Source organism: Serratia ureilytica, from assembly GCF_013375155.1.
Lineage (GTDB): Bacteria > Pseudomonadota > Gammaproteobacteria > Enterobacterales > Enterobacteriaceae > Serratia > Serratia ureilytica.
Genome location: NZ_JABXOF010000011.1, coordinates 179,521 through 201,972, shown reverse-complemented (window position 1 = coordinate 201,972; position 22,452 = coordinate 179,521). Strand labels below are relative to the sequence as shown.

Sequence of the window (22,452 nt, the reverse complement as noted above, 5' to 3'; positions counted from 1 at the left end):
CTGCGGCGCCAACGATTGCGCCTAACGGGATATCCTTCTCCGCGAATTTTTTAATAGTAATCAGTGAATTAAAGCGATATTTCATACTTACGCCTGATGAAAGGACGGCAAAGGATAATGAAAAATCCGCTGCGGGTCTATGTTTTATCGGCCGAACGAACGATTTGCGAACAGGAAATGCTGAAAAAAACGGCGCAGGCAGGAAAAACTAAGGGCCCCTTGCGGAGCCCTTAAGCGGTTTACTTCTTCGCGTCCGGATGGTCCGGCACCTCGGCGCTGCCCATCTCCTTCTCGTCGCGGATCATCGAGCGGTCTTTACGCACGTCGGCCACGTCGGAGGCACTCACCGGTTTGGCGCTGTTGCCCCAGCTGGTGCGGATGAAGTTCACCACGTCCGCCACCTGCTGGTCGTTCAAACGCCAGCCAAACGGCGGCATGGTGATGTTGGACACCGCGCCCTGCACCGCCGGCGTGGTGTTGCCGGTCAGCACGATGTGGATCAGCGAGGTCGCGTCCTCGGTCTGCACCACCGGATTGCCCTTCAGCGACGGGAAGGCGCGCTTGTAGCCCACGCCGTCGGTGCGGTGGCAGGCCGCGCAGTTATCGACATACAGCGCCGCGCCGGGCTTGCTGTCATTCCCGCGCCACAGATCCTTGGCCACGCTGTCTTCGACCGGCGCCGCCTGCTGCTTGCCGTCTTTCGGCGGCAGCGATTTCAGGTAGCGCGCGATGGCGGTCAGATCGTCGTCGCTCAGGTATTGCAGGCTGTGCTCCACGACGTCGCTCATGCCGCCGAACACGATGGCTTTGTCGTTACGGCCGGTTTTCAGGAACTCGGTCAGCTCGGCTTCGCTCCAGCTGCCCAGGCCGTCCTTGCGGTCGCCGCGCAGGCTGGAAGCCACCCACCCGTCGATCGGCGCGTTGCTCCCGGACAGGTAGTCGTCGCTTTCGCTGTTGCTCAACGCTTTCTCCTGCATGGTGATGCTGCGCGGGGTATGGCAGGCGCCGCAGTGGCCCAGGCCTTCCACCAGGTAGCGACCGCGCTCAATCACCGGATCGGCCTTGGCGTCGGCGACAAAATCCGCCGGCGACGGCGCAAACATGCCGCGCCAGATGCTCAGCGGCCAGCGCATCGACAGCGGCCACGGGATGTCGGAGTCCTTGTTGGCCTGCTCCACCGGCTGCACGCCGTGCATGAAATAGGCATACATGGCGCGCATGTCGTCCTCTTTCACCAGCGCGAACGACGGGTACGGCATCGCCGGGTACAGGGTGCTGCCGTTTTTGGCTACGCCCTTACGCACCGCGTTGTCGAAATCCTCGAAGCTGTAATCGCCGATGCCGGTTTTCTTGTCCGGCGTAATGTTGGTCGAGTAGATGGTGCCGATCGGCGTCTCCATCGCCAGGCCGCCGGCGAAGGTCTTGCCGTTCTTGCCATCGGTATGGCAGGCCACACAGTCACCGGCGCGCGCCAGGTACTCGCCGCGCTTGATCAGCTCGCTGCTGACGGTGGCGTCCTGCGCCCAAACGGAGAAACTCACTGCACTGAGAACCAGTGCCGGTACAAATGCTTTCATCGTTCGCCGTCCTTATGCCTGCACCAATGGGCCTGGGTTTTTCAGATACTGCTCGCGAATGGCGCGGGCAGACCAATAAGCCAGCGCCGCCACGGTGCCGGTCGGGTTGTAGCCCAGCCCTTGCGGGAAGGCCGATGCGCCGATCGAGAACACGTTGTGCACATCCCAGCTCTGCAGATAGCGGTTGACCGCGCTGGTCTTCGGATCTTCCCCCATCACCGCACCGCCGTTCATGTGGGTGGTCTGGTAGCTGGTGGTATCGAAGTGGCTGTTGGCGTTTTTCGGGCTGCCGGCGATCAGTTTCGGGTTCATCGCCTTGGCGATCGGCGCCATCTTGTCGTACATGAACTGCGCCATCTTGATGTCGTTTTCCTGCCAGTCGAACGTCATGCGCAGCAGCGGCTGGCCGAACACGTTCTTGTAGTTGGGATCGAGATCCAGATAGTTGTTGCGGTACGACTGGTGCGCGCCGTGGGCATCCATCGAGACGTGGTGGGTGTAGGCATCCGCCACCGCCGCTTTCCACTTGCTGCCCCAGGCCGGGGTACCCGGCGGGGTCGGCAGGCCGGAGATCGGCTTGGTGCCCGCCTGGTTGACCCAGAACGGCGAACCGCCGACGAAGCCTTCTTTGGCGTGATCGAAGTTGTCGGCGTTGAAGTCATCCACGCCCACGCCGTTGCCGCCGGCGCCGATGAACGGGTTGGTGAAGACGTCTTTATCAAAGAACGCCTTGATGGTGGTCATGTTCTGGTAGGCGAAGTTGCGCCCGACCACTCCTTCGCCGGTCACCGGATCGTAAGGCTTGCCGATGCCGGACAGCAGCATCAGGTGCACATTGTGGAACTGGAACGCGCCCAGGATCACCAGGTCGGCCGGCTGTTCAATCTCACGGCCCTGCGCATCGACGTAGTTCACGCCGGTGGCGCGGGACTTATCATCGGTCAGGTTGACCTTCAGCACGTTGGCGTTGGTGCGCAGCTCGAAGCGTTTCTCCATGCGCAGCGCCGGCAAGATGTTGACGTTCGGCGAGGCTTTGGAATACATGTAGCAGGCGTAGCCGCTGCAGAAACCGCAGAAGTTGCATGGGCCCATCTGCGCGCCGTACGGGTTGGTGTAAGAGTCCGAGGTGTTGGCGGACGGCAGGTTGTAAGGGTGGTAACCCACCTCCAGCGCCGCTTTCTCGAACAGCTGGGCGGAGTAGGTGTTTTTCTGCGCCGGCAGCGGGAAGTCGTCGGAGCGATCCGGCGCAAAGCGGTTACCGCCCTTCTGCGCCACTTTCTGCCCTTTGATGGTCCAGGCGGTGCCGGAAGTGCCGAACACTTTCTCCGCTTTGTCGAAGAACGGTTCCAGCTCGTCGTAGGTCACGCCGAAGTCCTGGATGGTCATGTCCTTCGGAATGAAGTTTTTGCCGTAGCGTTCTTCATAATGGCTGCGCATGCGCAGTTCGATCGGATCGACGCGGAAATGCACGCCCGACCAGTGCAGACCGGCGCCGCCGACGCCGGTGCCCGGCAGGAACGCCGCCAGCTGGCGGTAAGGCACCGCGGTCTGGCTGCTGTTGTGGCGAATGGTGACGGTGCTTTTCGACAGATCCTGGAACAGCTTGCGTCGAATGTTATAGGTCAGCTCGTCGATCACCTGCGGATAAGAACCGTCCGGGTAGGTGTCGCGCATCGGGCCGCGCTCCAGCGCCACCACGTTGAGGCCGGCCTCGGTCAGCTCTTTGGCCATGATCGCGCCCACCCAGCCGAAGCCGACGATCACCGCGTCTACTTTTTTCATTACCGTTGCCATGGTTAGCCCCTCTCCCCACGAATCGAGACCGGCGGGAAGGGATAACGCTCCCCTCGCTCAACCCAGTCCATAAAATCGGCGCGCGCGCCCGGAAAATTAATCAGCTTCCAGCCAACCATGTCTTTGTTGCCGCCATGGATCGGATCGCTGAAGAAACCTTCACGGGTGTTTTGCAGCAGATAGGAGAAGAACAGTTTCGACGGCAGTTGCTGGAACTCCGCCTCGCCGGACTCGAACTTTTGCAGCAGGGCGTCTTGCTGCGCGCCATCCAGTTCGGCGAAAGGCTTGCCGGCGGTTTTCTTGCTGTAGGCGTCGGCGTCTGCGATGCCGAGGTTGTAGATTTGCTTGGGCACCAGCGGCAGCTGGTAGCCCATTTCCTTCGGCACATCGGGGTTGAACGGCCCCTGCATGTACCAGATGGAACCGGTGGCGTACGGCGTGTTCATCTGGCGATCGATAAACTCCGGCACGCCGGCTTCCAGCGCGCCAGGGCCGCGTTCGTCGGCCGGGATCAGGCGCGCGACGGCGGCCTTGATGAAGGCCCACTCTTCCGGGGTGAAAAAGGTCGGTTGGTAATCGTTCTGCGTTGAAGTGTTCGAGGCAGCGACCGCTGGTGCTGGGGCCGTCAGCGCGCCAACGCCGCTGCCACCAATTACCGCCGCAGGAATTAAGGTCATCGATTTCAACAAGAAATCGCGCCGCGAATTGTTGGTTTTATGATTCGACATGTCACATTCCATCCAAAGATAGTCACAACTATTTAACCGCAACCTTGCGATCGATACGGGTTTTTAAAATAATTTGTTACTTATTTGTCTATTTATTGAAGGTCAGAATGCGAGCAAAAGCAAAAATGTTACCGGTAACTTATTGAATGAACGTAAAGATTTATCTGCTAACGTAAATTTAACTTTTTGTGCGGTTTTTCTGATAAGCGATGAGGAAATAACGAAAAATGAGAGGCGGGTCGCGCTAAAAACTGACGCCGAAAACAAAATCGGCCGCGTTCGGCGGCCGATTCAAAGGATGGGATTACTGCGACATCGCCTGATAAGCGGTGGTCACTTTCCATAAATAGCGCGGCGCCTGCGGTGCCGGGTGCTTTTTCTGGATGTGCTGATAAAACTCATCCGGACTCATCTGATTGATGCGATTAACCGCCACGCGCTTGTCCGAGGAGAAAGTGCGCAACATGGCGCCCGCCCCGTTCACATACGAAACGATGGTGGCGTAACGCAAAGTCTGTGGGTTGTTGATCCCGGCTAGCTGCTGGCTTTGAAGAATATTGATATAGGCCGTTCCCAGATCAATATTGACCGCCGGATCCTTCAGCTCACGCGAGCTGGGTTGCCCGCTTCGTCCTTTCATGCGATAGGCGTCGCGGCCGGCGGTAGAAGCCTTCAGCTGCATCAATCCCACTGCGTTCGAGGTGCTGACCACGTTCGGGTTAAACCCGGACTCCACCTGAATAATCGCTTTAATCAGCGTTTCGTCGACGCCGTAGTTGCTGGCGGCCTGACGAATGTAATCGTTATAAGCAACCGGGGTGCCTGTGCGGTTTACCGGTGCCTGCGGAGGGGGTTTTAACCAACCGCCACGCGTTGTGCCACTGCCTGAAATATTGCTCGCCGTTTGCGGGTCTTTGGCGCACCCCGACAAAAGCAAAATTGCCGTAAGGCAACCTATTTTTGTTTTCACAGAATCCCTCACTCCTTTCAATGAGTTGCGTAGCATATACAACTTGTAAGGACACCTGCAGTAATTTTTTGGACTAATCTCAAGCTATCCATATACCAAGAGGTGATTTATGAGTCAATCTGCAACAAGCTGCTTTGTGGTGACTTTTCGCTATCAGGAAGCGGGACTGACCGACCTGGCCAAGCTGACCGGGCAATTGACCCGTGAAGGTTTTGTCACGTCGGTGACAGACGAAAATGGCGTTCATCATGAACTCGGCAGCAACAGTTTTGCGTTCATAACCGTTCTGGATCAAGAGGATGTGCAGCGTCTGGCGCAGGGGTTCGGGCAGTTGGCTTTGGGAAAACAGCCGGAGGTGGCGATCTGCACCTGTAAGGACTACCTTCAGCGGTTACATACTGATACATAAAATGCTATAACTCCCCGGACGGTATTATTTTTCAGTTGGAGAAATAGCCCCGCCGGCGGTGGGCAAGTGACGCTTGACTTCGCTTCAATTGATATTGATAATCATTTTCATTTGAACCAGGAGACGTCATCATGCCATTGATAACTTGCGCTTTTCGTCGCAGTCGCCCTCCCCGCGCTGCCGCACTGTTACGCCCCTTCACGCTCGCCTGTTTGCTGCTCGGCGCCGCTCTGGTCAGCCAACCCGCGCTGGCGGAAAAAAAGCTGCGCGTGGTGACCACTTTCACCATCATTCAGGATATCGCCCAGAACGTGGCGGGTGACGCCGCCGTCGTGGAATCCATCACCAAACCGGGCGCCGAGATCCACGATTACCAGCCCACCCCGCGCGATATCGTCAAAGCGCAGCACGCCGACCTGATCCTGTGGAACGGCATGAACCTGGAACGCTGGTTCCAGCGCTTCTTCGAGAACATCAAGCAGGTGCCGGCGGCGGTCGTGACCGAAGGCATCACCCCGCTGCCGATCCGTGAAGGGCCCTATAACGGCAACCCGAACCCGCATGCCTGGATGTCACCGAGCAACGCGCTGGTATATATCGAAAACATCCGTAAAGCGCTGGTGGCGCACGATCCGGCCAATGCGGAAACCTACAACCGCAACGCCAAGGCCTACGCAGAGAAAATCGGCGCGCTGGACGCTCCGCTGCGCGAACGCCTGGCGCGCATTCCGGCCGCGCAGCGTTGGCTGGTGACCAGTGAAGGCGCCTTCAGCTACCTGGCGCAGGACTATCAGCTGAAAGAAGTCTATCTGTGGCCGATCAACGCCGATGAGCAAGGCTCGCCGCAACAGGTCCGCCGGGTGATCGACGCGGTGCGCGCCCACCATATTCCGGTGGTGTTCAGCGAGAGCACCATTTCCGACAAGCCGGCCAGGCAGGTGGCGAAAGAGACCGGCGCCAAATACGGCGGCGTGTTGTACGTGGATTCGCTGTCCACCCGCGATGGCCCGGTGCCGACCTATATCGATCTGCTTAACACCACCGTGCAAACCATCGCCAAAGGATTCGATCAATGACCCATGAGCTGTTTGTCCGCCCTGAATTGAGCGTGGACGACGTCACCGTGACCTACAACAACGGGCACACCGCCATTCATAACGCCAGTTTTACCCTGAGCGGCGGTTCTATCTGCGCGCTGGTGGGCGTTAACGGCAGCGGTAAATCGACGCTGTTCAAAAGCATCATGGGGCTGGTCAAGCCCACCAGCGGCCGGGTGTCGCTGAGCGACAAACCGGTGGCGGACGCGCTGAAAAAGAACCTGATCGCCTACGTGCCGCAAACCGAAGACGTCGACTGGAACTTCCCGGTGCTGGTGGAAGACGTGGTGATGATGGGCCGCTACGGCAAGATGAATTTCCTGCGCATTCCGTCGCGCGAGGATCGCTTGCGGGTCGACAAGGCGCTGGAGCGCGTCGGCCTCAGCGAGCTGCGCGGCCGGCAGATCGGCGAACTCTCCGGCGGTCAGAAAAAGCGCGTGTTTCTGGCGCGCGCCCTGGCGCAGCAGGGCACGGTGCTGCTGCTGGATGAGCCTTTCACCGGCGTGGATGTGAAAACCGAGAATGCCATTATCGATCTGCTGCGCTCGCTGCGCGACGAGGGGCATTTAATCCTGGTTTCCACCCATAACCTCGGCAGCGTGCCGGAGTTCTGCGATCGGGTGATCCTCATCAACCGCACGGTGTTGGCCGCCGGCCCGACCGAAACCACCTTCACCCAGAGCAATCTGGAGCTGGCGTTCGGCGGCGTGCTGCGCCATATCAACCTCTCCGGCCCGGATCTGCACGACGACAACGATCCGCGCACCGTCACGGTGTTGACCGACGATGAACGCCCGGCGGTGTTCTATGGCCACACCAAGAGCGATCCGCCTGCCAACAGTCAGGCCAGGGAGAAACAATCCTGATGCTGGACCTTCTGCTGCAACCTTTCAGTTATAACTACATGGTGAAGGCCATCTGGGTCAGCGCCATCGTCGGCGCCGCCTGCGCGTTTCTGTCCGCCTACCTGATGCTGAAAGGGTGGTCGCTGATGGGCGATGCGCTGTCGCACTCGGTGGTGCCCGGCGTGGCCGGCGCCTATGCCCTCGGCCTGCCCTACGCCGCCGGCGCCTTCTTCACCGGCATGCTGGCGGCGCTGGCGATGACGCTGGTGCGCCACATCACCCGGCTGCGCGAAGACGCCATCATCGGCTTTATCTTCTCCACCTTCTTTGCCGTCGGCCTGCTGATCGTGTCGCTCAACCCCACCTCGGTCAACGTACAGTCGATCATCTTCGGCAATATCCTCGGCATCGCCGACGAAGACGTGCTGCAGGTGGAAATCATCATCGGCGTTTCGCTGCTGATCCTGTGCCTGGTGTGGAAAGATCTGCTGGCGGTGTTCTTTGACGAAAGCCACGCGGTGTCGATCGGCCTGTCGCCGCTGAAGCTGAAGATCCTGTTCTTCACCCTGCTCAGCGCCTGCACCGTCGCCGCACTGCAAACCGTCGGCGCCATTTTGGTGATCGCCATGGTGATCACGCCGGGCGCCACCGCCTATCTGCTGACCGACCGCTTCAGCCGGCTGGTGATCATCGCCATCATCATCGGCGCATTGACCAGCGGCATCGGCGCCTACCTGAGTTTCTTCCTCGACGGCGCCACCGGCGGGGTGATCGTCACCCTGCAAACGCTGGTGTTCCTGGCGGCGTTCTGCTTCGCGCCGAAACACGGCCTGCTGGCGGCAAAACGTCGCGTAGCACAGTCACCAACCGGAGGCCGCTGATGGACACGCTCTACCAACTGCTCAGCGAACCCTTCGCCTACCCGTTCATGCAGCGGGCGATCGTCGCCGCCATCGTCACCGGCGTGGTATGCGCCGTGCTCTCCTGCTATCTGGTGCTCAAGGGCTGGTCGCTGATGGGCGACGCCATCTCGCACGCCGTCTTGCCCGGCATCGTAGTGGCGTTCGTCATCGGCATTCCGCTGGCGATCGGCGCCTTCCTCTCCGGCATCTTCTGCGCGGTGGCCACCGGCTACCTGAAAGAGAACAGCCGGGTGAAAGAAGACACGGTGATGGGCATCGTTTTCTCCGGCATGTTCGCCTTCGGCCTGGTGCTGTTCTCGCGCATCGACACCGACCAGCACCTGAGCCACATTCTGTTCGGCAACATGCTGGGCATCACCGACGGCGAGCTGAAGCAAACCCTGCTGATCGCCGGCTTCACCCTGGCGGTGGTGTTGCTTAAACGCAAAGACTTCATGCTCTACTGTTTCGATCCGCACCATGCGCGGGTGATTGGCCTGCCGGTCAAGCTGCTGCACTACGGGCTGCTGTGTCTGCTGGCGATGACCATCGTCGCCTCGCTGCAGGCTGTGGGGGTGATCCTGGTGATCGCCATGCTGATCGCCCCCGGCATCATCGCCTTTATGCTGTGCCGCCGCTTCGATCGCATGCTGATGGTGGCGACGGTGGTGTCGGTGTTCTCTTGCGTGCTCGGCACGCTGATCAGTTTCCACATCGACGGCGCAACCGGGCCCTGCATCGTCATTGTACAGGCCGTGCTGTTCGTTATCGCCTTACTGTACGGTAAACTGCGTCCGTTACAGCGTAACCAAACCGCCCTGGGCGACAGTTAAACGCCCTCCTCTGATGCGGCGGCGCTCTCCGCCGCATCCTGTTTCCTCTGCCCCCTTATCCGTTGTCATCAAGTTGCAACCGGTATTGCGCTTAAATTAATCAATAGGGTATATACTGTGAGCTGGCGGGATGCTGAAAAAATCGCCGCCTTTGACGCCGGCTGTGCGCCGCGTCGTGTTTTCACCACGGGAAAGACGCTAACCTAATGAATTATCAGGCAGCACAGAGGGGGAAATACCATGTGGCAAGCCGTTAGCCGTCTGTTAAGTGAACATCTTGGCAGCGCAGAGATACGCGAAAGGATTGAACTGCCCGGGGGCGACATTCACCCGGCGTGGCGCGTGAGTTACGGTGACAACGAGGTGTTCGTGAAATGCGACGCCCGTGAACAACTGCCGATATTCACCGCCGAGGCCGATCAGCTGGCGCTGCTGGCGCGCAGCAAAAGCGTGCGGGTGCCGGAAGTGTACGGCGTCGGCAGCGATCGCGACTACAGCTTCCTGCTGCTGGAGTATCAGCAGTTGAAACCCCTCGACGCCCATGGCGCCTACTGCCTGGGGCAACAACTGGCGCATCTGCACCAGTGGAGCGAGCAACCGCAGTTCGGTCTCGACTTCGACAGCGATCTGACCACCACCCCGCAACCCAACGCCTGGCAACGCCGCTGGTCGGAATTCTTCGCCGAGCAGCGCATCGGCTGGCAGCTGCAGCTGGCGGCGGAAAAAGGCATGACCTTCGGCGACATCGACGACATCGTCGATCGGGTGTATCTGCGCTTGCAGCACCACCAGCCGCAGCCTTCCCTGCTGCACGGCAACCTGTGGCCGGGCAACTGCGCGATGACCGCCAACGGGCCGATACTGTTCGATCCGGCCAGCTACTGGGGCGACAGAGAGTGCGATTTGGCGATGCTGCCGCTGTATCCGGAGCTGCCGCCGCAGATCTACGACGGCTATCAGAGCGTGTGGCCGCTGGGGGCCGGATTTATCGAACGCCAGCCGCTGTATCAGCTGTACTACCTGCTCAACCGCAGCAATCTGTTCGGCGGCCAGCATTTGGTGGCTGCCCAACGCGCGGTGGAGGCGCTGTTGCAGCCCGAAGCGTCATAACGTTCCGGGGCGCCGAGCGGCGCCCCGTTCATGGTTCAGGCCGCGCCAGCCAACTGCCCCAACAGGCGGATCACGAACCAGGCGATCACCGCAATCACGATCGGCAGGATGTACAGCGGGAAGTACTGCAGGAAGATGGTGTGGTGCGGCAGCGTAATGCGCTCCTCAAGCTGTTGGCGCGTGTGCCCTTCGCTGCCCTTGGCCTGCTCCAGGATCATCTGGTCTTCCAACCCTTCGCGGATGAACTTGACCTGACGCGACATGCGCGCGCCGGAAGCCTGCAGCGCCAGCCCGACGAAGATCAGAATATAGATGATGATGAACATCAGATTGGCGCCGCTGAACAGGCTTTTATCCACGTCGGGCACCGGTGAGTTGTACCAGAAAAGGTTCAGGAACGGCGTGTTGAAACGCACCATGTCCACCATCACGTGGACGAAATCCAGCATCACCGCGTTGATGCCCTTGGTTTTTTCACTGTGCTGATAGATAAAACCCAGCACGGAAATCAGCGTCGACAGCAACGCCGGGATAAAAACCACCCATCCGAGAATGCGTTTCAAAATGGCGAGACGCCCGGCCTGTTGATACGTCATGTGTTCCCCTTGTTAGCGACGTAACCGAATCGGCTAAGTCTACCTGCTGTTGGCGAAACTCGCCCACCGTTTTCTTCACTCCCGCTGTGCTACAAGCTTAGCCGAATTAGTCGAAATCAAAAACTTAACCGCGCCGGCACACTATCATTGAAGAGATAACGTTATCCATTCGGGCAGAGGCCGCCATGATTCGACTGATTATCTTATTGCTGGGCGCGCAGGCGCTGCACGGTCAGCGCCGTCTGCTGGTGCTGTTCGGTTGGCTGTGGATAGCCGCAGGGGCGCTGATGCTGTTCGACATCCTGCAGGATGGCCGGTCGGTGCTGGCGCTGGATGCCCTGGCGGTCATCCTGGCGCTGGAGGGGTTGGTGGCGGTATCCGCCGCGCTGGTGATCGGCTCTTCGGCCAGCAGGCCGGTGCTGCTGAAAGGATTGGGTTTTGTCTTTATGGCCTTTTTAATGCTGGACGTGCCCGCAGACGATAACATCGTCGCCACCGTGGTGTTTGGCAGCGCGCTGCTGCTTGACGGCGCCGTGCGCATCGCCTCCTCCACGGTGATTCAACACAGTCGATGGAAAGGCGTGGCGCTGGCGGGCAGCGGCGAGATCCTGCTTTCGTTGATGATTTTTGTCGGCTGGCCGGCGCCGCATCGGATGACGGTGCCCTTTTGCCTCGGCGTGATGATGGTGCTTTCCGGTTGGGCCTTATTGCGTATCGCCCGGAGACTGACAAGCTTCTCTCTGAATCAGCACCCCGCGCGGCAGCCACCGCACCCGGAGGATGAGACTGCGCCGCTCACGGTGTATGTCTGGACACCGATTGGTGCGGCTAAAGATCCGCGCCGGCGTTATATCGTCGACCGATACATCGCGGCGGTCGACGGCGGCGGCAATATCTCCACCGGTCACGCCGCCCTGGCGCTCGCGCCGGATGTGTATATCAGTCACTACCCGCTCAACGACATCAGCCATTCCGTTCAGGATTTCCGCCAGTTGTTGCATGCCGGCGAACAGAACAACGTCGACGGGCGTTTCCTGCCCGACCTGGCGGGCGAGATCGCCGCCTGGTGCCCCCCGGACAAAAAAATTCAATTCTACCGCTATAACCCGGCGGCGCTGCGCGCATTCTGGCTGCGTTATCGGCAGGACGCCACCTACAATCTGACCCGGCGCAACTGCTCCACCACGGTCATCGGCGCGCTCGACAGCGCGTTGGAAGGCGTGCTGGGCGATAAACATCTGTGGCGCCGCTTTCTGTTGCTGGTGCTCGATCCCAACCTGTGGATGCTGGCGGTACTGCGCAGCCGCGGCGAAAGCATGACCTGGACGCCGGGTTTGGTGCTGGACTACGCACGCATGTTGCAACAGGTCACCGAGCGTCAACACCAGCGCTGGTGGCTGAAATTGCGCGAGGTGTGGAATATCCTGCGTTTTGGCAAAAGCCAAACGCGCAGGCAAAGGTTTTAGTCTCGTCACCGGCGATGATAAAGTGTCGGGCACATTCACCCGCGCCGGCAGGAGTTAACCGCTAATGGCTTATTCGCAACGCATTGAAACCGCAATTTTTGATATGGACGGCTTGTTGATCGACTCGGAACCGCTGTGGCTGCAGGCCGAGTTGGATATCTTCGGCGCGCTGGGTTTGGATCTGTCCGACCGTCACAAGCTGCCGGACACGCTGGGGCTGCGCATCGATCTGGTGGTGAAGATGTGGTATCAGGCGATGCCGTGGCAAGGGGTTTCGCTTGATGAGGTGTCGGCGCGGATTATCGAGCGCGCCATCGAGCTGGTGCACGAGACGCGCCCGCTGCTGCCGGGCGTTCAGCAGGCGCTGGAGCTGTGCCGCCGCCAGGGGCTGAACATCGGTCTCGCCTCCGCCTCGCCGCTGCACATGCAACGGCAGGTGCTGAAGATGTTCGAGCTTGAGGATTACTTCGATCAGCTGGTTTCCGCCGAATACCTGCCGTACAGCAAGCCGCACCCGGAGGTCTACCTGATCGCCGCCGAACGCCTGGGCAGCGATCCGCTGCGCTGCATCACGCTGGAAGACTCGTTTAACGGCATGATCGCCACCAAGGCCGCACGCATGCGTTCCATCGTGATCCCGGCAGCCGAATACCGTCACGATCCGCGCTGGGCGCTGGCGGACCACAAGCTGGACACCCTGGAACAGCTCACCCCCGCCCACTTTGCCTGACCTGCGGCGCCGGCCATCGGCGCCCTGGGTTTGCCGCTCTGCGTCATAAAAGGGATCCGCACCGCAAAATAAACGAAACACCGTTTCATTTTATTGAATTGGCATGACGTTCTCATTATGCTGCATGGCAGGGAAAGCGACGGCCCGCGGCGCGTTGTCACTGCCACGCAGCGCGGTTCAAGGCCGCCGCTTCCTCCCGCCACACGCCGAGCAACCGTCTTTTTTCTCACCGCCATACGCCCCCCATCGCCCGCTTTTTGTTCTCGCCCGTCAAAATCGATGCTTTGTTACCCATTGCCGTAACAAGCCGTTGTAAAACAGGGGAAAATAAACAATTGGTTACAGGGTAACTGCTTCCACTACTGGGAATTTTCCCATATACTGGATAAATTAACAGTTTACCAGTCGGAATCGCAACAGCATGACCGCGGAAGGACACCTTATATTCTCTGTCGCTTGCGCGATCTTCGCCAAGAAGGCGGAAGTGACGCCAGAGCTGGCTACCGGCGACTGGTGGCACATCATACCCGCCGCGCTGCTGACCTCACTGCTGCCGGACATAGATCACCCCAAGTCGGTGCTGGGCCAGCGTCTGCGCTGGATCGCCATTCCCATCGCCCGCGCCTTCGGCCACCGCGGTTTCACCCACAGCCTGCTGGCGATCGCCGGCGGCATGGCGCTGTTTCAGCTTGATGTGCCGCGCAGTTGGCCGATCCCGGCCGACGCGCTGCACGCCATGATCATCGGTTACTTCAGCCATCTGCTGGCCGACATGCTCACGCCCGCCGGCGTACCGCTGCTGTGGCCGTGCCGCTGGCGTTTTCGCCTGCCGCTGCTCAACTCGCAAAAAGGCAACCAGCTGGAGCGGGTGCTGTGTCTGTGCCTGGTGGCGTTTGCCATCTGCTGGCAAGGTGATTTCACCCTGCCGGTGCAATCCTATGTCGAGCAAATCAGAAATATCAGACTCTGATCACAAAAAAACGCTTAACCCATCACCTTGAAGTATATAAAACGAACAAAAACACACAAAAAGCTATATCAAATTCCATTTGGATATAAGTGGGCCACTCGGCAAACTGTTACGATATTTACATCGCGACATACGTGATGCGTTGTCGTTTTTATAAGAAAGATTATTGGAGACATTGGGGATGAATCTTCCGCTCGTGATTAACGTGCTGGTGTTTGTCGCGCTCCTTTTGCTGCTGGCGCAAACCCGCCACAAGCAATGGAGCCTGGCGAAAAAAGTGCTGGTCGGCCTGGTGGTCGGCGTGGTGTTCGGTCTGGGCCTGCAGCTGGTGTACGGCTCCGACAACCCGGTACTGAAAGAATCCATCAGCTGGTTCAACATCGTCGGCAACGGCTATGTGCAACTGCTGCAAATGATCGTCATGCCGCTGGTGTTCGCCTCGATCCTGAGCGCGGTGGCCAAGCTGCATAACGCCTCTTCTCTGGGCAAAATCAGCGTACTGACTATCGGCACGCTGCTGTTCACCACGCTGATCTCCGCGCTGGTGGGCGTGCTGGTCACCAACCTGTTCGGCCTGACCGCCGAAGGCCTGGTGCAGGGCGCGCAGGAAAGCGCGCGCCTGACGGCGATCCAGACCAACTACGTGGGCAAACTGGCCGACCTGACCGTGCCGCAGATGGTGCTGTCGTTCATCCCGAAAAACCCGTTCGCCGATCTGACCGGCGCCAGCCCGACGTCGATCATTAGCGTGGTGATTTTCGCCACCTTCCTCGGCGTGGCGGCGCTGCAGCTGCTGAAAGACGACAAGCCGAAAGGCGAGCGCGTGTTGGTGGCTATCGACACCCTGCAGGCCTGGGTGATGAAGCTGGTGCGTCTGGTCATGAAGCTGACGCCGTATGGCGTGCTGGCGCTGATGACCAAAGTGGTCGCCGGTTCCAACATTCACGACATCGTCAAGCTCGGCAGCTTCGTGGTGGCCTCCTACATCGGCCTGGCCATCATGTTCGTGGTACATGCCATCCTGCTGGCCTTCACCGGCGTGAACCCGATGAAGTTCTTCCGCAAGGTGTGGCCGGTGATCACCTTCGCCTTCACCAGCCGCTCCAGCGCCGCCAGCATTCCATTGAACGTGGAAGCGCAGACCCGTCGTCTGGGCGTGCCGGAATCCATCGCCAGCTTCTCGGCGTCGTTCGGCGCCACCATTGGCCAGAATGGCTGTGCGGGCCTCTACCCGGCGATGCTGGCGGTGATGGTTGCGCCGACCGTCGGCATCAACCCGCTGGATCCGGTGTGGATCGCCACCCTGGTCGGCATCGTCACCATCAGCTCCGCCGGTGTGGCGGGCGTGGGCGGCGGCGCCACCTTCGCCGCGCTGATCGTGCTGCCGGCGATGGGCCTGCCGGTGACGCTGGTCGCGCTGCTGATCTCGGTCGAACCGTTGATCGACATGGGCCGCACCGCGCTGAATGTCAACGGCTCGATGGCGGCAGGCACCATCACCAGCCAGCTGATGAAGCAAACCGACAAAGCCGTGATGGACAGCGAAGACGAAGTCGAACTGGCTCACCGCTAACGCCGTCTCAGAACAAAAAAACCGGGGATTATCCCCGGTTTTTTTATGCCCCGCTTTCGGTCGTTACGGCCGCTCGCCGTTCGCCAGCCGCCGGTTGATATCGGCGATCACATCCGGTAATTGCGCCAGCGTGTCTATCACATAATGCGCGCCCGCCGCGTACAGCTTATCGGCGGCCGCCGTGCGGCGCTGCGCTATTTCCCCCGCCGCCATTTGACGGTACTCCGACCAGGTAGCGCCGAACTCGTTGCCGGACAGCGCCAGCCCGACGCTCCACATCCCGGCGTTCAGCCCTTCGGCAATGCCCGGCACCGCGTCATCCACCTTCACGCAGTGCGCCACCGCATCGATGCCCAGCACGATGACGTTCTGCAACGCCATCCACGGCCCCGGCCGCCCGCCGGCCGCGAGATCGTCAGTGGCGACCCAGTAATCCGGCGCGTAACCGCGCTGCGCGGCGGCCGGCGCCAGCACCTCCATCACCGCGCGCGGATAACCGGAGCAGGAGCCGATTTTAATGCCCTGTTCGCGCAGCCCGGCAATCACCTGCGGCACGCCCTCAATGGGATCGGCGAAGTCGATCACTTTGGCGATTTGCAGCGGCATAAACGCCTGATACAGCGCGTCGATGTCTTGATGGCTCATCGAGCGGCCCAGCTTCTGTCGCCAACGCGCGTCGACCGCCGGCAGTTTGCCCAGCGCCTCGATGTGCTGCCATTTGCCGAGGCCCATCGGAATGCGCGCTTCCGCCAGGCTAATATCGATATCGAAGGTGTGTTTGAACGCCTCGACGAAAATCTGCGTCGGCGCAAAGGAGCCAAAGTCCACCGTGGTGCCGGCCCAGTCGAGGATCACTGCGTTGATCTGTTTCATGGTCAATCCTTATTGATTCCAGTACATCGCCTGCCCGACGGCCGCCAGCAAACGTTCGATATCCTGCGGATAAATTTCCCCGATGTTGCCGATGCGGAAGCAGTCGCTCTGCGACACTTTGCCGGGATAAATCACGAAACCTTGCTGCTTCAGGCGCTGATAAAACTCGGCGAAGCGGTAAGTGTCGGCCTTCGGCGAATAGAACGCGGTGATGATCGGCGAATGCAACGCATCGTCCAGCAGGGTTTCAAAGCCCAGCTCGCGCATGCCCGCCACCAGCCGACGCTGATTAGTCTGATAGCGGTGGTGGCGCGCGGCAATGCCGCCCTCTTGTTCCAGCTCTTTCAGCGCCTGCGCGAAGGCCAGCACGGTGTGAGTGGGCGACGTAAAGCGCCATTTGCCGGCCTGATCCTCCATACAACGCCACTGGGCATACAGATCCAGCGACAGCGAGCGTGAGCGGCCGGCGCATTTCTCCAGCTCGCTGCGGCGGGCGATGACAAAAGCGAAGCCCGGCACGCCTTGAATGCATTTGTTGGCGGAGCTGATCAGAAAATCGATGCCCAGCGCGTCCACATCCAACGGAATGCCGCCGAAGCTGCTCATGGCGTCGACGATAAAGGTCTTGCCGTTGCGCGCCGCCAGACCGGCAACCTTCTGCAGCGGGTTGAGCATGCCGGTGGTGGTTTCACAGTGCACCATGGCGATATGGCTGATGCGCGCATCGCTTTTCAGCACCGCCTCCATCGCCGTCACATCCGGTTCATTCACCTCACCGCAGTCGAAAGCGTGGTGGTCGATATCCATCAGCCGCGCCATTTCGATCATCCGCGCCCCGTAGGCGCCGTTATTGACGATCAGCAGCTTGTCCTGCGGGCCGATGACCGTGCCCAGCACGCCCTCTACCGCGAAGCTGCCGCTGCCTTGCAGCAGCACCGAGGTATAACCGGCGGACGGCGTCGCCAGCGCCACCAACCGTTGGCGAATGCGCTGCACCACGCCGAGGTTGTAATCTTCATCCCAGGTGCAGCTGTCATACAGCATCGCCTCTTTCACCGTTTTCGACGTGGTCAACGGGCCGGGGGTCAACAGCAGGTAGTTACGATCGGACATGTTATTCACCTATTGGTCTATACCAGATTGTGCGCATTGTGGCGGCAAATTCCTGCCTCGGTCAAACGACAAAGCGCGGTGAAACAAAAAATTCATCTGGCTATGTATAATAAGCGCGTGCCGGAATGTCGGGCCGATGCCATAGCGAGACGAAATGAAAGAACATCAGGGCGATATGCCTCACTACCTGCAGATCAAGGATCAGCTTCAGGCGCGCATCACCCGCGGCGCGCTGCAGGCCGGCGATAAGCTGCCTTCGGAGCGCGAGCTGTGCGCCATCTTCTCCACCACCCGCGTCACCATTCGCGAAAGCCTGGCGCAATTGGAAGCCACCGGCGCCATCTACCGCGCCGATCGCCGCGGCTGGTTCGTCACGCCGGAACGGCTGTGGCTGGATCCGACGCAGAACACCAACTTCCACCGTCTCTGTCAGGAGCAAGGGCGCACGCCGCGCACCGCACTGCTGTCCGGCGAAAAAACCACGGTGCCGCTCGACGTGATGCAGCCGCTGGCGCTCGAACCGTTCGATCAGGTGTATCTGCTGCGCCGCGTGCGGTATGCCGACGGCCGCGCCATCTGCTATTGCGAGAACCACTGCCTGCCGCAGCGGGTGCCGGCACTGCTCAGTCACGATCTCAACGGCAGCCTGACCGAGGTTTATCAACAGCATTACGATTTGATTTACAGCAACATGCACCTGTCGTTCTACCCGACCGCCCTGCCTTATCGCGCCGCCAACGCGCTCGGCGCCATGGTCGGCCTGCCCGCGTTGCTGCTGCGCCGGTTGAATTACGATCAGCACGGCCGCATTCTCGATTTCGATATCGAATACTGGCGCCACGACAGCCTGCGCATCGAAGTCGATACGCTTTAACCCCCTGCCCAACGGGGCCTGCGCACGCAGGCCCGCCTTTCTCTCCCGCGTCGTCCTCCCCGTTTCCGGCAATGATATTTTGCTGATTTCATTTGTTTGTCATATTCGCCGATTAGCGTGGCCGCATATCTGGTGTATACCAGTTCGCATTAACCCGTAACAGTGAGGCTGAAGCTATGAAATTCTCTCGTCTGGTCGTGATGACCGCCATCGCACTCGGCGCCGCGCCGGCCTGGGCCGCCGACGCGGTGGTGACCGTCTACTCCGCCGATGGTCTGCACGACGGCGATCACAGCTGGTATCAAACCCAGTTCGACGCCTTCACCAAGGCGACCGGCGTCAAGGTGCAGTACGTCGAAGGCGGCTCCGGCGCCATCGTGGAACGCCTGTCGAAGGAGCGCAGCAACCCGCAGGCCGACGTGCTGGTGACGCTGCCGCCGTTCATCCAGCGCGCCGCCGCGGAAAAACTGCTGCAGGATTTCACCCCGCAGGATGCGGCGCAGATCGCCGACGCCCAGCCGCAGTTCGTGCCGCTGGTGAACAACTACCTGAGCTTCATCTATAACGCCAAACTGCTGCCGCAGGCGCCCGCCAGCTACCAACAGCTGCTGGACGCGCAGTTCCGCAATAAGCTGCAGTACTCCACGCCGGGCCAGGCGGGCGACGGCACTGCGGTGATGCTGCAGGCGTTCCACAGCTTCGGCGGCAAAGACGCCGGTTTCGACTACCTCGGCAAGCTGCAAAGCAACAACGTCGGCCCTTCCGCCTCCACCGGCAAGCTGACCGCGCTGGTCAATAAAGGGGAGCTGCTGGTGGCCAACGGCGATCTGCAGATGAACCTGGCGCAGATGCGCAGCAACCCGAACGTGAAGGTGTTCTGGCCGGCCGGGCCGGACGGCAAGCGCAGCACGCTGGTGCTGCCTTACTACATCGGCCTGGTGCAAGGCGCGCCGCAAAGCGCCAATGGCAAAAAGCTGATCGACTTCCTGCTGAGCAAAGAAGCGCAGAGCAGCGTCAGCGCCATTTCCTACGGCATGCCGGTGCGTAAAGACGTGACCCCGACCGACGATAACTTCAGGCAGTCGCAGGCTGCGCTGCAGGGCGTGGATATCTGGGCGCCGGACTGGAATCAGGTGGTGAGCAGCCTGTCCGCCGACATTTCCCGCTGGCACCAGGTGACAGAATGACGCTGACGATGCCTTCTACACTCTCTTCCCGCGCCTCGGCGCGGGATAACAGCCGGGACATCGCCGGGCCGTCGGGCATTCAGCTTGACCGCGTCAGCGTGTCGTACCGCGGCACCGAAGTGCTGAAACCCCTGACGCTCACCATCGCGCCCGGCGAAGTGCTGGCGCTGATCGGCCCCTCCGGCTCGGGCAAAACCACCGTACTGCGAGCGATTGCCGGTTTCGTGCAGCCGTCCGCCGGACGCATCGCCATCGGCGATATCGATGTCACCGACGTGCCGCCCTATGAACGCGGCCTGGGCATGGTGGTGCAGAACTATGCGCTGTTTCCGCATATGCGCGTCGAAGACAATGTGGCGTTCGGCCTGCGCGCCCAGGGCAAGCCGCGCGGCCTGACCGCCGAGCGCGTCGAAGAAGCGTTGGCCATCGTCGGCATGTCCGCCTACGCCAGGCGCTATCCCAGCCAGCTTTCCGGCGGCCAGCAACAGCGGGTGGCGATCGCCCGCGCCATTGCGGTGCGCCCCAAAGTGCTGTTGCTGGATGAACCGCTGTCGGCGCTGGACGCGCAAATCCGCCACAGCATGGTGGAAGAGATCGCCCGCCTGCACCGCGAGCTGCCGGATCTGACCATCCTGTACGTCACCCACGATCAGGGCGAAGCGCTGACGCTGGCGGACAAGATCGGCATCATGCGCGACGGCCACCTGATCGCCCACGGCGAAACCCGCGCGTTGTACCACCATCCGACGAACCGCTTCGCCGCCGAGTTTCTCGGCCGCGCCAACCTGCTGCCGGCCACCGCGCTGGAGACCACCACCGGGCAAGGCATGACCACCGTCAGCTGCGCCGGCAAAGTGATCGGCTGTTTCACCTACGGCGCACAACGCGGCTTCGACAAGCTGCTGTGCATCCGGCCGCAGCATATTGCGCTCGATGCCGACGCTCAGCGCAGCAACTGCCTTATCGGCACGCTACGCGATATTCATTGGCAGGGTGAACTGACGCACCTGCAGTTCGACGCGCAAGGCCACCCGCTGCGCGTGGTCACCACCCATCGCAGCCGGATGCCGCAGATCGGCGAACGGGTGCCGCTCTATTTCGCCCCCGACGATGCGGTACTGATCGAGGACTGACATGACCGACTCTACGCTTACTCGCCCGGCCCAGCGGCTGCGTTTGTCGCGCCGCCTGTGGATCCTGTTGCCGCTGCTGGCGCTGGCGACGCTGTTTTTCTACCCGCTGGCGTTGATCGTCAAACAGGCATTTACCGACGACCAAGGGCTGTTCAGCGCCGCTGCGCTGCAGCAGGCGTTCGAATCACGCCGCTTTGTCGGCGCCCTGCTCAACACGCTGCAGATCGCGCTGCTGGCGACGCTGGGCTGCCTGGTGCTCGGCACCCTGCTGTCGCTGTTGCTGGTGTTCACGCCGTTCCCCGGCAGCCGTCTGATCGCCCGGGTGATCGATACCTTTATCGCCATGCCGACCTTCCTCATCACGCTGGCCTTCACGTTCATCTACGGTTCCGCCGGCCTGCTGAACGGCACGCTGATGGCGACCTTTGGTTTCACCTTGCCGCCGGTGGATTTTCTTTACTCCATCTGGGGGGTGATCCTGGCGGAAATCACCGTGTTTACCCCGCTGGTGATGCGCCCGCTGATGGCGGCGCTGTCGCAGATCGACCGCAGCCAGCTCGAGGCCGCCAGCATCCTCGGCGCCCGGCCGGGACGGGTGGTGCGCCAGGTGATTTTACCGGCCGCGCTGCCGGCCTTGCTGGCCGGCGGCAGCCTGTGTTTGTTGTTGACCACCAATGAGTTCGGCATCGTGCTGTTTATCGGCGCCAAGGGCGTCACCACGCTGCCGATGATGGTCTACGCCAAAGCGATTTTGGAATCGGACTACGCCGTCGCCTGCGCGATCGCCGTCGTGAATATCGCGCTGTCGCTCGGGCTGTTCTCCCTTTACCGCTACGCCGCGGCGCGCGCCGGGCTGAGGAACTGACGATGTTGATTTGGTCTCGCACCGGACGCACCCTGACCTGCACACTGGCGGTCACGCTGTTCGCCCTGTTCTTCTGCCTGCCGCTGGCGGTGATCCTGATGTCCAGCCTCAGTGAACAGTGGAGCGGCGTGCTGCCGAGCGGCTTCACCCTCAGCCACTTCCGCCAGGCGTTCAGCGGCGCCTCCTGGGACGCACTGATCGCCAGTCTGGCTATCGGTTTCAGCGCCAGCCTGTTCGCGTTGTTGTGCGGCACCTGGGCGGCGTTGGCGCTGCGCCACGTGCCTGAACGCGGCCGACGGCTGCTGGGCACGCTGTTTTTCATTCCCAGCGCGGTGCCTTCGGTCTCTATCGGTTTGGGGATGCTGGTGGCGTTCAGCCAGGGGCCGCTGCAGATGAACGGCACCTTCCTGATCGTGCCCGCCGCCCACTTCGTGCTGATTTCCGCCTTTACCTTCGGCAACGTCATGGCCGGGCTGACCCGGCTGCCTGACGACTACGAGAACGTCGCCGCCAGCCTGGGCGCTTCGCCGCTGTTTCGCCTGCGCCACGTCACCCTGCCGATGATCGCCCCCTACATGATCTCCGCCTTCGCGCTCAGCCTGTCGCTGTCGATGGGGGAGCTGGGCGCGACCATGATGATCTACCCGCCGAGCTGGGCGACGCTGCCAGTCACGATCTTCAGCCTGACCGATCGCGGCAGCATCGCCAATGGCGCAACGCTGACCATGATCCTGGTGGCGGCCACGCTGTTGCTGATGTTGGTGCTGGAGCGGATTTCTCAGCGGCTGACGCCCGGCGCAAAATAAC

The 22,452-nt window shown here is 60.9% G+C and carries 22 protein-coding genes; 15 read left to right on the top strand and 7 right to left on the bottom strand.

What is annotated here, in order from left to right:
* Positions 1-239 precede the first annotated feature (239 nt).
* From HWW83_RS20415 to HWW83_RS20400, 4 genes are all read right to left on the bottom strand, one after another.
* Positions 240-1,577 carry a c-type cytochrome gene (locus HWW83_RS20415; protein WP_047576030.1) on the bottom strand — a complete coding sequence of 446 codons (1,338 nt, stop codon included), beginning with the start codon at positions 1,575-1,577 and terminating at the stop codon, positions 240-242.
* A 12-nt stretch (positions 1,578-1,589) separates the two neighbouring features.
* Complete coding sequence (locus tag HWW83_RS20410; RefSeq protein WP_004931432.1) at positions 1,590-3,371, bottom strand: GMC family oxidoreductase; 1,782 nt, start codon at positions 3,369-3,371, stop codon at positions 1,590-1,592.
* Positions 3,372-3,373: 2 nt separating this feature from the next.
* On the bottom strand, positions 3,374-4,099 hold the full coding sequence (locus HWW83_RS20405; RefSeq protein WP_033652465.1) for a gluconate 2-dehydrogenase subunit 3 family protein: 726 nt from the start codon (positions 4,097-4,099) through the stop codon (positions 3,374-3,376).
* Positions 4,100-4,403: 304 nt separating this feature from the next.
* On the bottom strand, positions 4,404-5,069 hold the full coding sequence (locus HWW83_RS20400; RefSeq protein ID WP_004931439.1) for a transglycosylase SLT domain-containing protein: 666 nt from the start codon (positions 5,067-5,069) through the stop codon (positions 4,404-4,406).
* 109 nt (positions 5,070-5,178) lie between these two features.
* Here HWW83_RS20400 and ghoS point away from each other — a divergent pair, with 109 nt between their 5' ends.
* The 6 genes from ghoS to HWW83_RS20370 all read left to right on the top strand — a co-directional run bounded on the left by ghoS (position 5,179) and on the right by HWW83_RS20370 (position 10,265).
* Entirely contained in the window at positions 5,179-5,478 is a 300-nt protein-coding gene (gene ghoS / locus HWW83_RS20395; RefSeq protein ID WP_033642868.1) for a type V toxin-antitoxin system endoribonuclease antitoxin GhoS, read from the top strand.
* Between the two features lie 131 nt (positions 5,479-5,609).
* A complete protein-coding gene (locus HWW83_RS20390; protein ID WP_033642867.1) occupies positions 5,610-6,554 on the top strand; it encodes a metal ABC transporter substrate-binding protein in 945 nt (314 codons plus the stop codon).
* Complete coding sequence (locus tag HWW83_RS20385; RefSeq protein WP_033642866.1) at positions 6,551-7,441, top strand: manganese/iron ABC transporter ATP-binding protein; 891 nt, start codon at positions 6,551-6,553, stop codon at positions 7,439-7,441. Before HWW83_RS20390 ends, HWW83_RS20385 begins: the two co-directional genes overlap by 4 nt.
* Positions 7,441-8,301: an iron/manganese ABC transporter permease subunit YfeC gene (gene yfeC / locus HWW83_RS20380; RefSeq protein WP_016927980.1), complete on the top strand. Its 861-nt coding sequence runs from the start codon at positions 7,441-7,443 to the stop codon at positions 8,299-8,301. Before HWW83_RS20385 ends, yfeC begins: the two co-directional genes overlap by 1 nt.
* On the top strand, positions 8,301-9,155 hold the full coding sequence (locus tag HWW83_RS20375; RefSeq protein WP_033642865.1) for a metal ABC transporter permease: 855 nt from the start codon (positions 8,301-8,303) through the stop codon (positions 9,153-9,155). Before yfeC ends, HWW83_RS20375 begins: the two co-directional genes overlap by 1 nt.
* Positions 9,156-9,395: 240 nt before the next feature.
* Positions 9,396-10,265, top strand: a complete 870-nt coding sequence (locus HWW83_RS20370; protein WP_033642864.1) for a fructosamine kinase family protein — start codon at positions 9,396-9,398, stop codon at positions 10,263-10,265.
* A gap of 35 nt (positions 10,266-10,300) precedes the next feature.
* Here HWW83_RS20370 and HWW83_RS20365 read toward each other — a convergent pair whose 3' ends face one another.
* Positions 10,301-10,861 carry a YniB family protein gene (locus HWW83_RS20365; protein ID WP_025302601.1) on the bottom strand — a complete coding sequence of 187 codons (561 nt, stop codon included), beginning with the start codon at positions 10,859-10,861 and terminating at the stop codon, positions 10,301-10,303.
* A gap of 185 nt (positions 10,862-11,046) precedes the next feature.
* Here HWW83_RS20365 and HWW83_RS20360 point away from each other — a divergent pair, with 185 nt between their 5' ends.
* From HWW83_RS20360 to HWW83_RS20345, 4 genes are all read left to right on the top strand, one after another.
* Positions 11,047-12,327, top strand: coding sequence for an HdeD family acid-resistance protein (locus HWW83_RS20360; RefSeq protein WP_046686946.1), 1,281 nt, complete (start codon positions 11,047-11,049; stop codon positions 12,325-12,327).
* A 64-nt stretch (positions 12,328-12,391) separates the two neighbouring features.
* Entirely contained in the window at positions 12,392-13,057 is a 666-nt protein-coding gene (hxpB, locus tag HWW83_RS20355) for a hexitol phosphatase HxpB (RefSeq protein WP_033652469.1), read from the top strand.
* Between the two features lie 421 nt (positions 13,058-13,478).
* Positions 13,479-14,027, top strand: coding sequence for a metal-dependent hydrolase (locus HWW83_RS20350; protein ID WP_033642861.1), 549 nt, complete (start codon positions 13,479-13,481; stop codon positions 14,025-14,027).
* Between the two features lie 181 nt (positions 14,028-14,208).
* Entirely contained in the window at positions 14,209-15,600 is a 1,392-nt protein-coding gene (locus tag HWW83_RS20345) for an L-cystine transporter (protein WP_172428004.1), read from the top strand.
* A 63-nt stretch (positions 15,601-15,663) separates the two neighbouring features.
* Here HWW83_RS20345 and phnX read toward each other — a convergent pair whose 3' ends face one another.
* Both phnX and phnW read right to left on the bottom strand, forming a co-directional pair.
* Positions 15,664-16,473: a phosphonoacetaldehyde hydrolase gene (gene phnX, locus HWW83_RS20340; RefSeq protein WP_033640524.1), complete on the bottom strand. Its 810-nt coding sequence runs from the start codon at positions 16,471-16,473 to the stop codon at positions 15,664-15,666.
* Between the two features lie 9 nt (positions 16,474-16,482).
* Entirely contained in the window at positions 16,483-17,586 is a 1,104-nt protein-coding gene (gene phnW / locus HWW83_RS20335; protein ID WP_033640525.1) for a 2-aminoethylphosphonate--pyruvate transaminase, read from the bottom strand.
* A gap of 154 nt (positions 17,587-17,740) precedes the next feature.
* Between phnW and phnR the strand changes: the two genes are divergently transcribed.
* The 5 genes from phnR (at position 17,741) to HWW83_RS20310 (ending at position 22,451) form a co-directional block, all read left to right on the top strand.
* Positions 17,741-18,460, top strand: coding sequence for a phosphonate utilization transcriptional regulator PhnR (gene phnR / locus HWW83_RS20330; protein WP_033642859.1), 720 nt, complete (start codon positions 17,741-17,743; stop codon positions 18,458-18,460).
* 176 nt (positions 18,461-18,636) lie between these two features.
* Positions 18,637-19,647 carry a 2-aminoethylphosphonate ABC transporter substrate-binding protein gene (locus HWW83_RS20325; RefSeq protein ID WP_176589515.1) on the top strand — a complete coding sequence of 337 codons (1,011 nt, stop codon included), beginning with the start codon at positions 18,637-18,639 and terminating at the stop codon, positions 19,645-19,647.
* Positions 19,648-19,649: 2 nt separating this feature from the next.
* On the top strand, positions 19,650-20,780 hold the full coding sequence (gene phnT, locus HWW83_RS20320) for a 2-aminoethylphosphonate ABC transport system ATP-binding subunit PhnT (protein ID WP_405051636.1): 1,131 nt from the start codon (positions 19,650-19,652) through the stop codon (positions 20,778-20,780).
* A gap of 1 nt (position 20,781) precedes the next feature.
* A complete protein-coding gene (phnU, locus tag HWW83_RS20315) occupies positions 20,782-21,645 on the top strand; it encodes a 2-aminoethylphosphonate ABC transporter permease subunit (protein WP_047576055.1) in 864 nt (287 codons plus the stop codon).
* Positions 21,646-21,647: 2 nt separating this feature from the next.
* Entirely contained in the window at positions 21,648-22,451 is an 804-nt protein-coding gene (locus HWW83_RS20310) for an ABC transporter permease (RefSeq protein ID WP_042784335.1), read from the top strand.
* Position 22,452 lies beyond the last annotated feature (1 nt).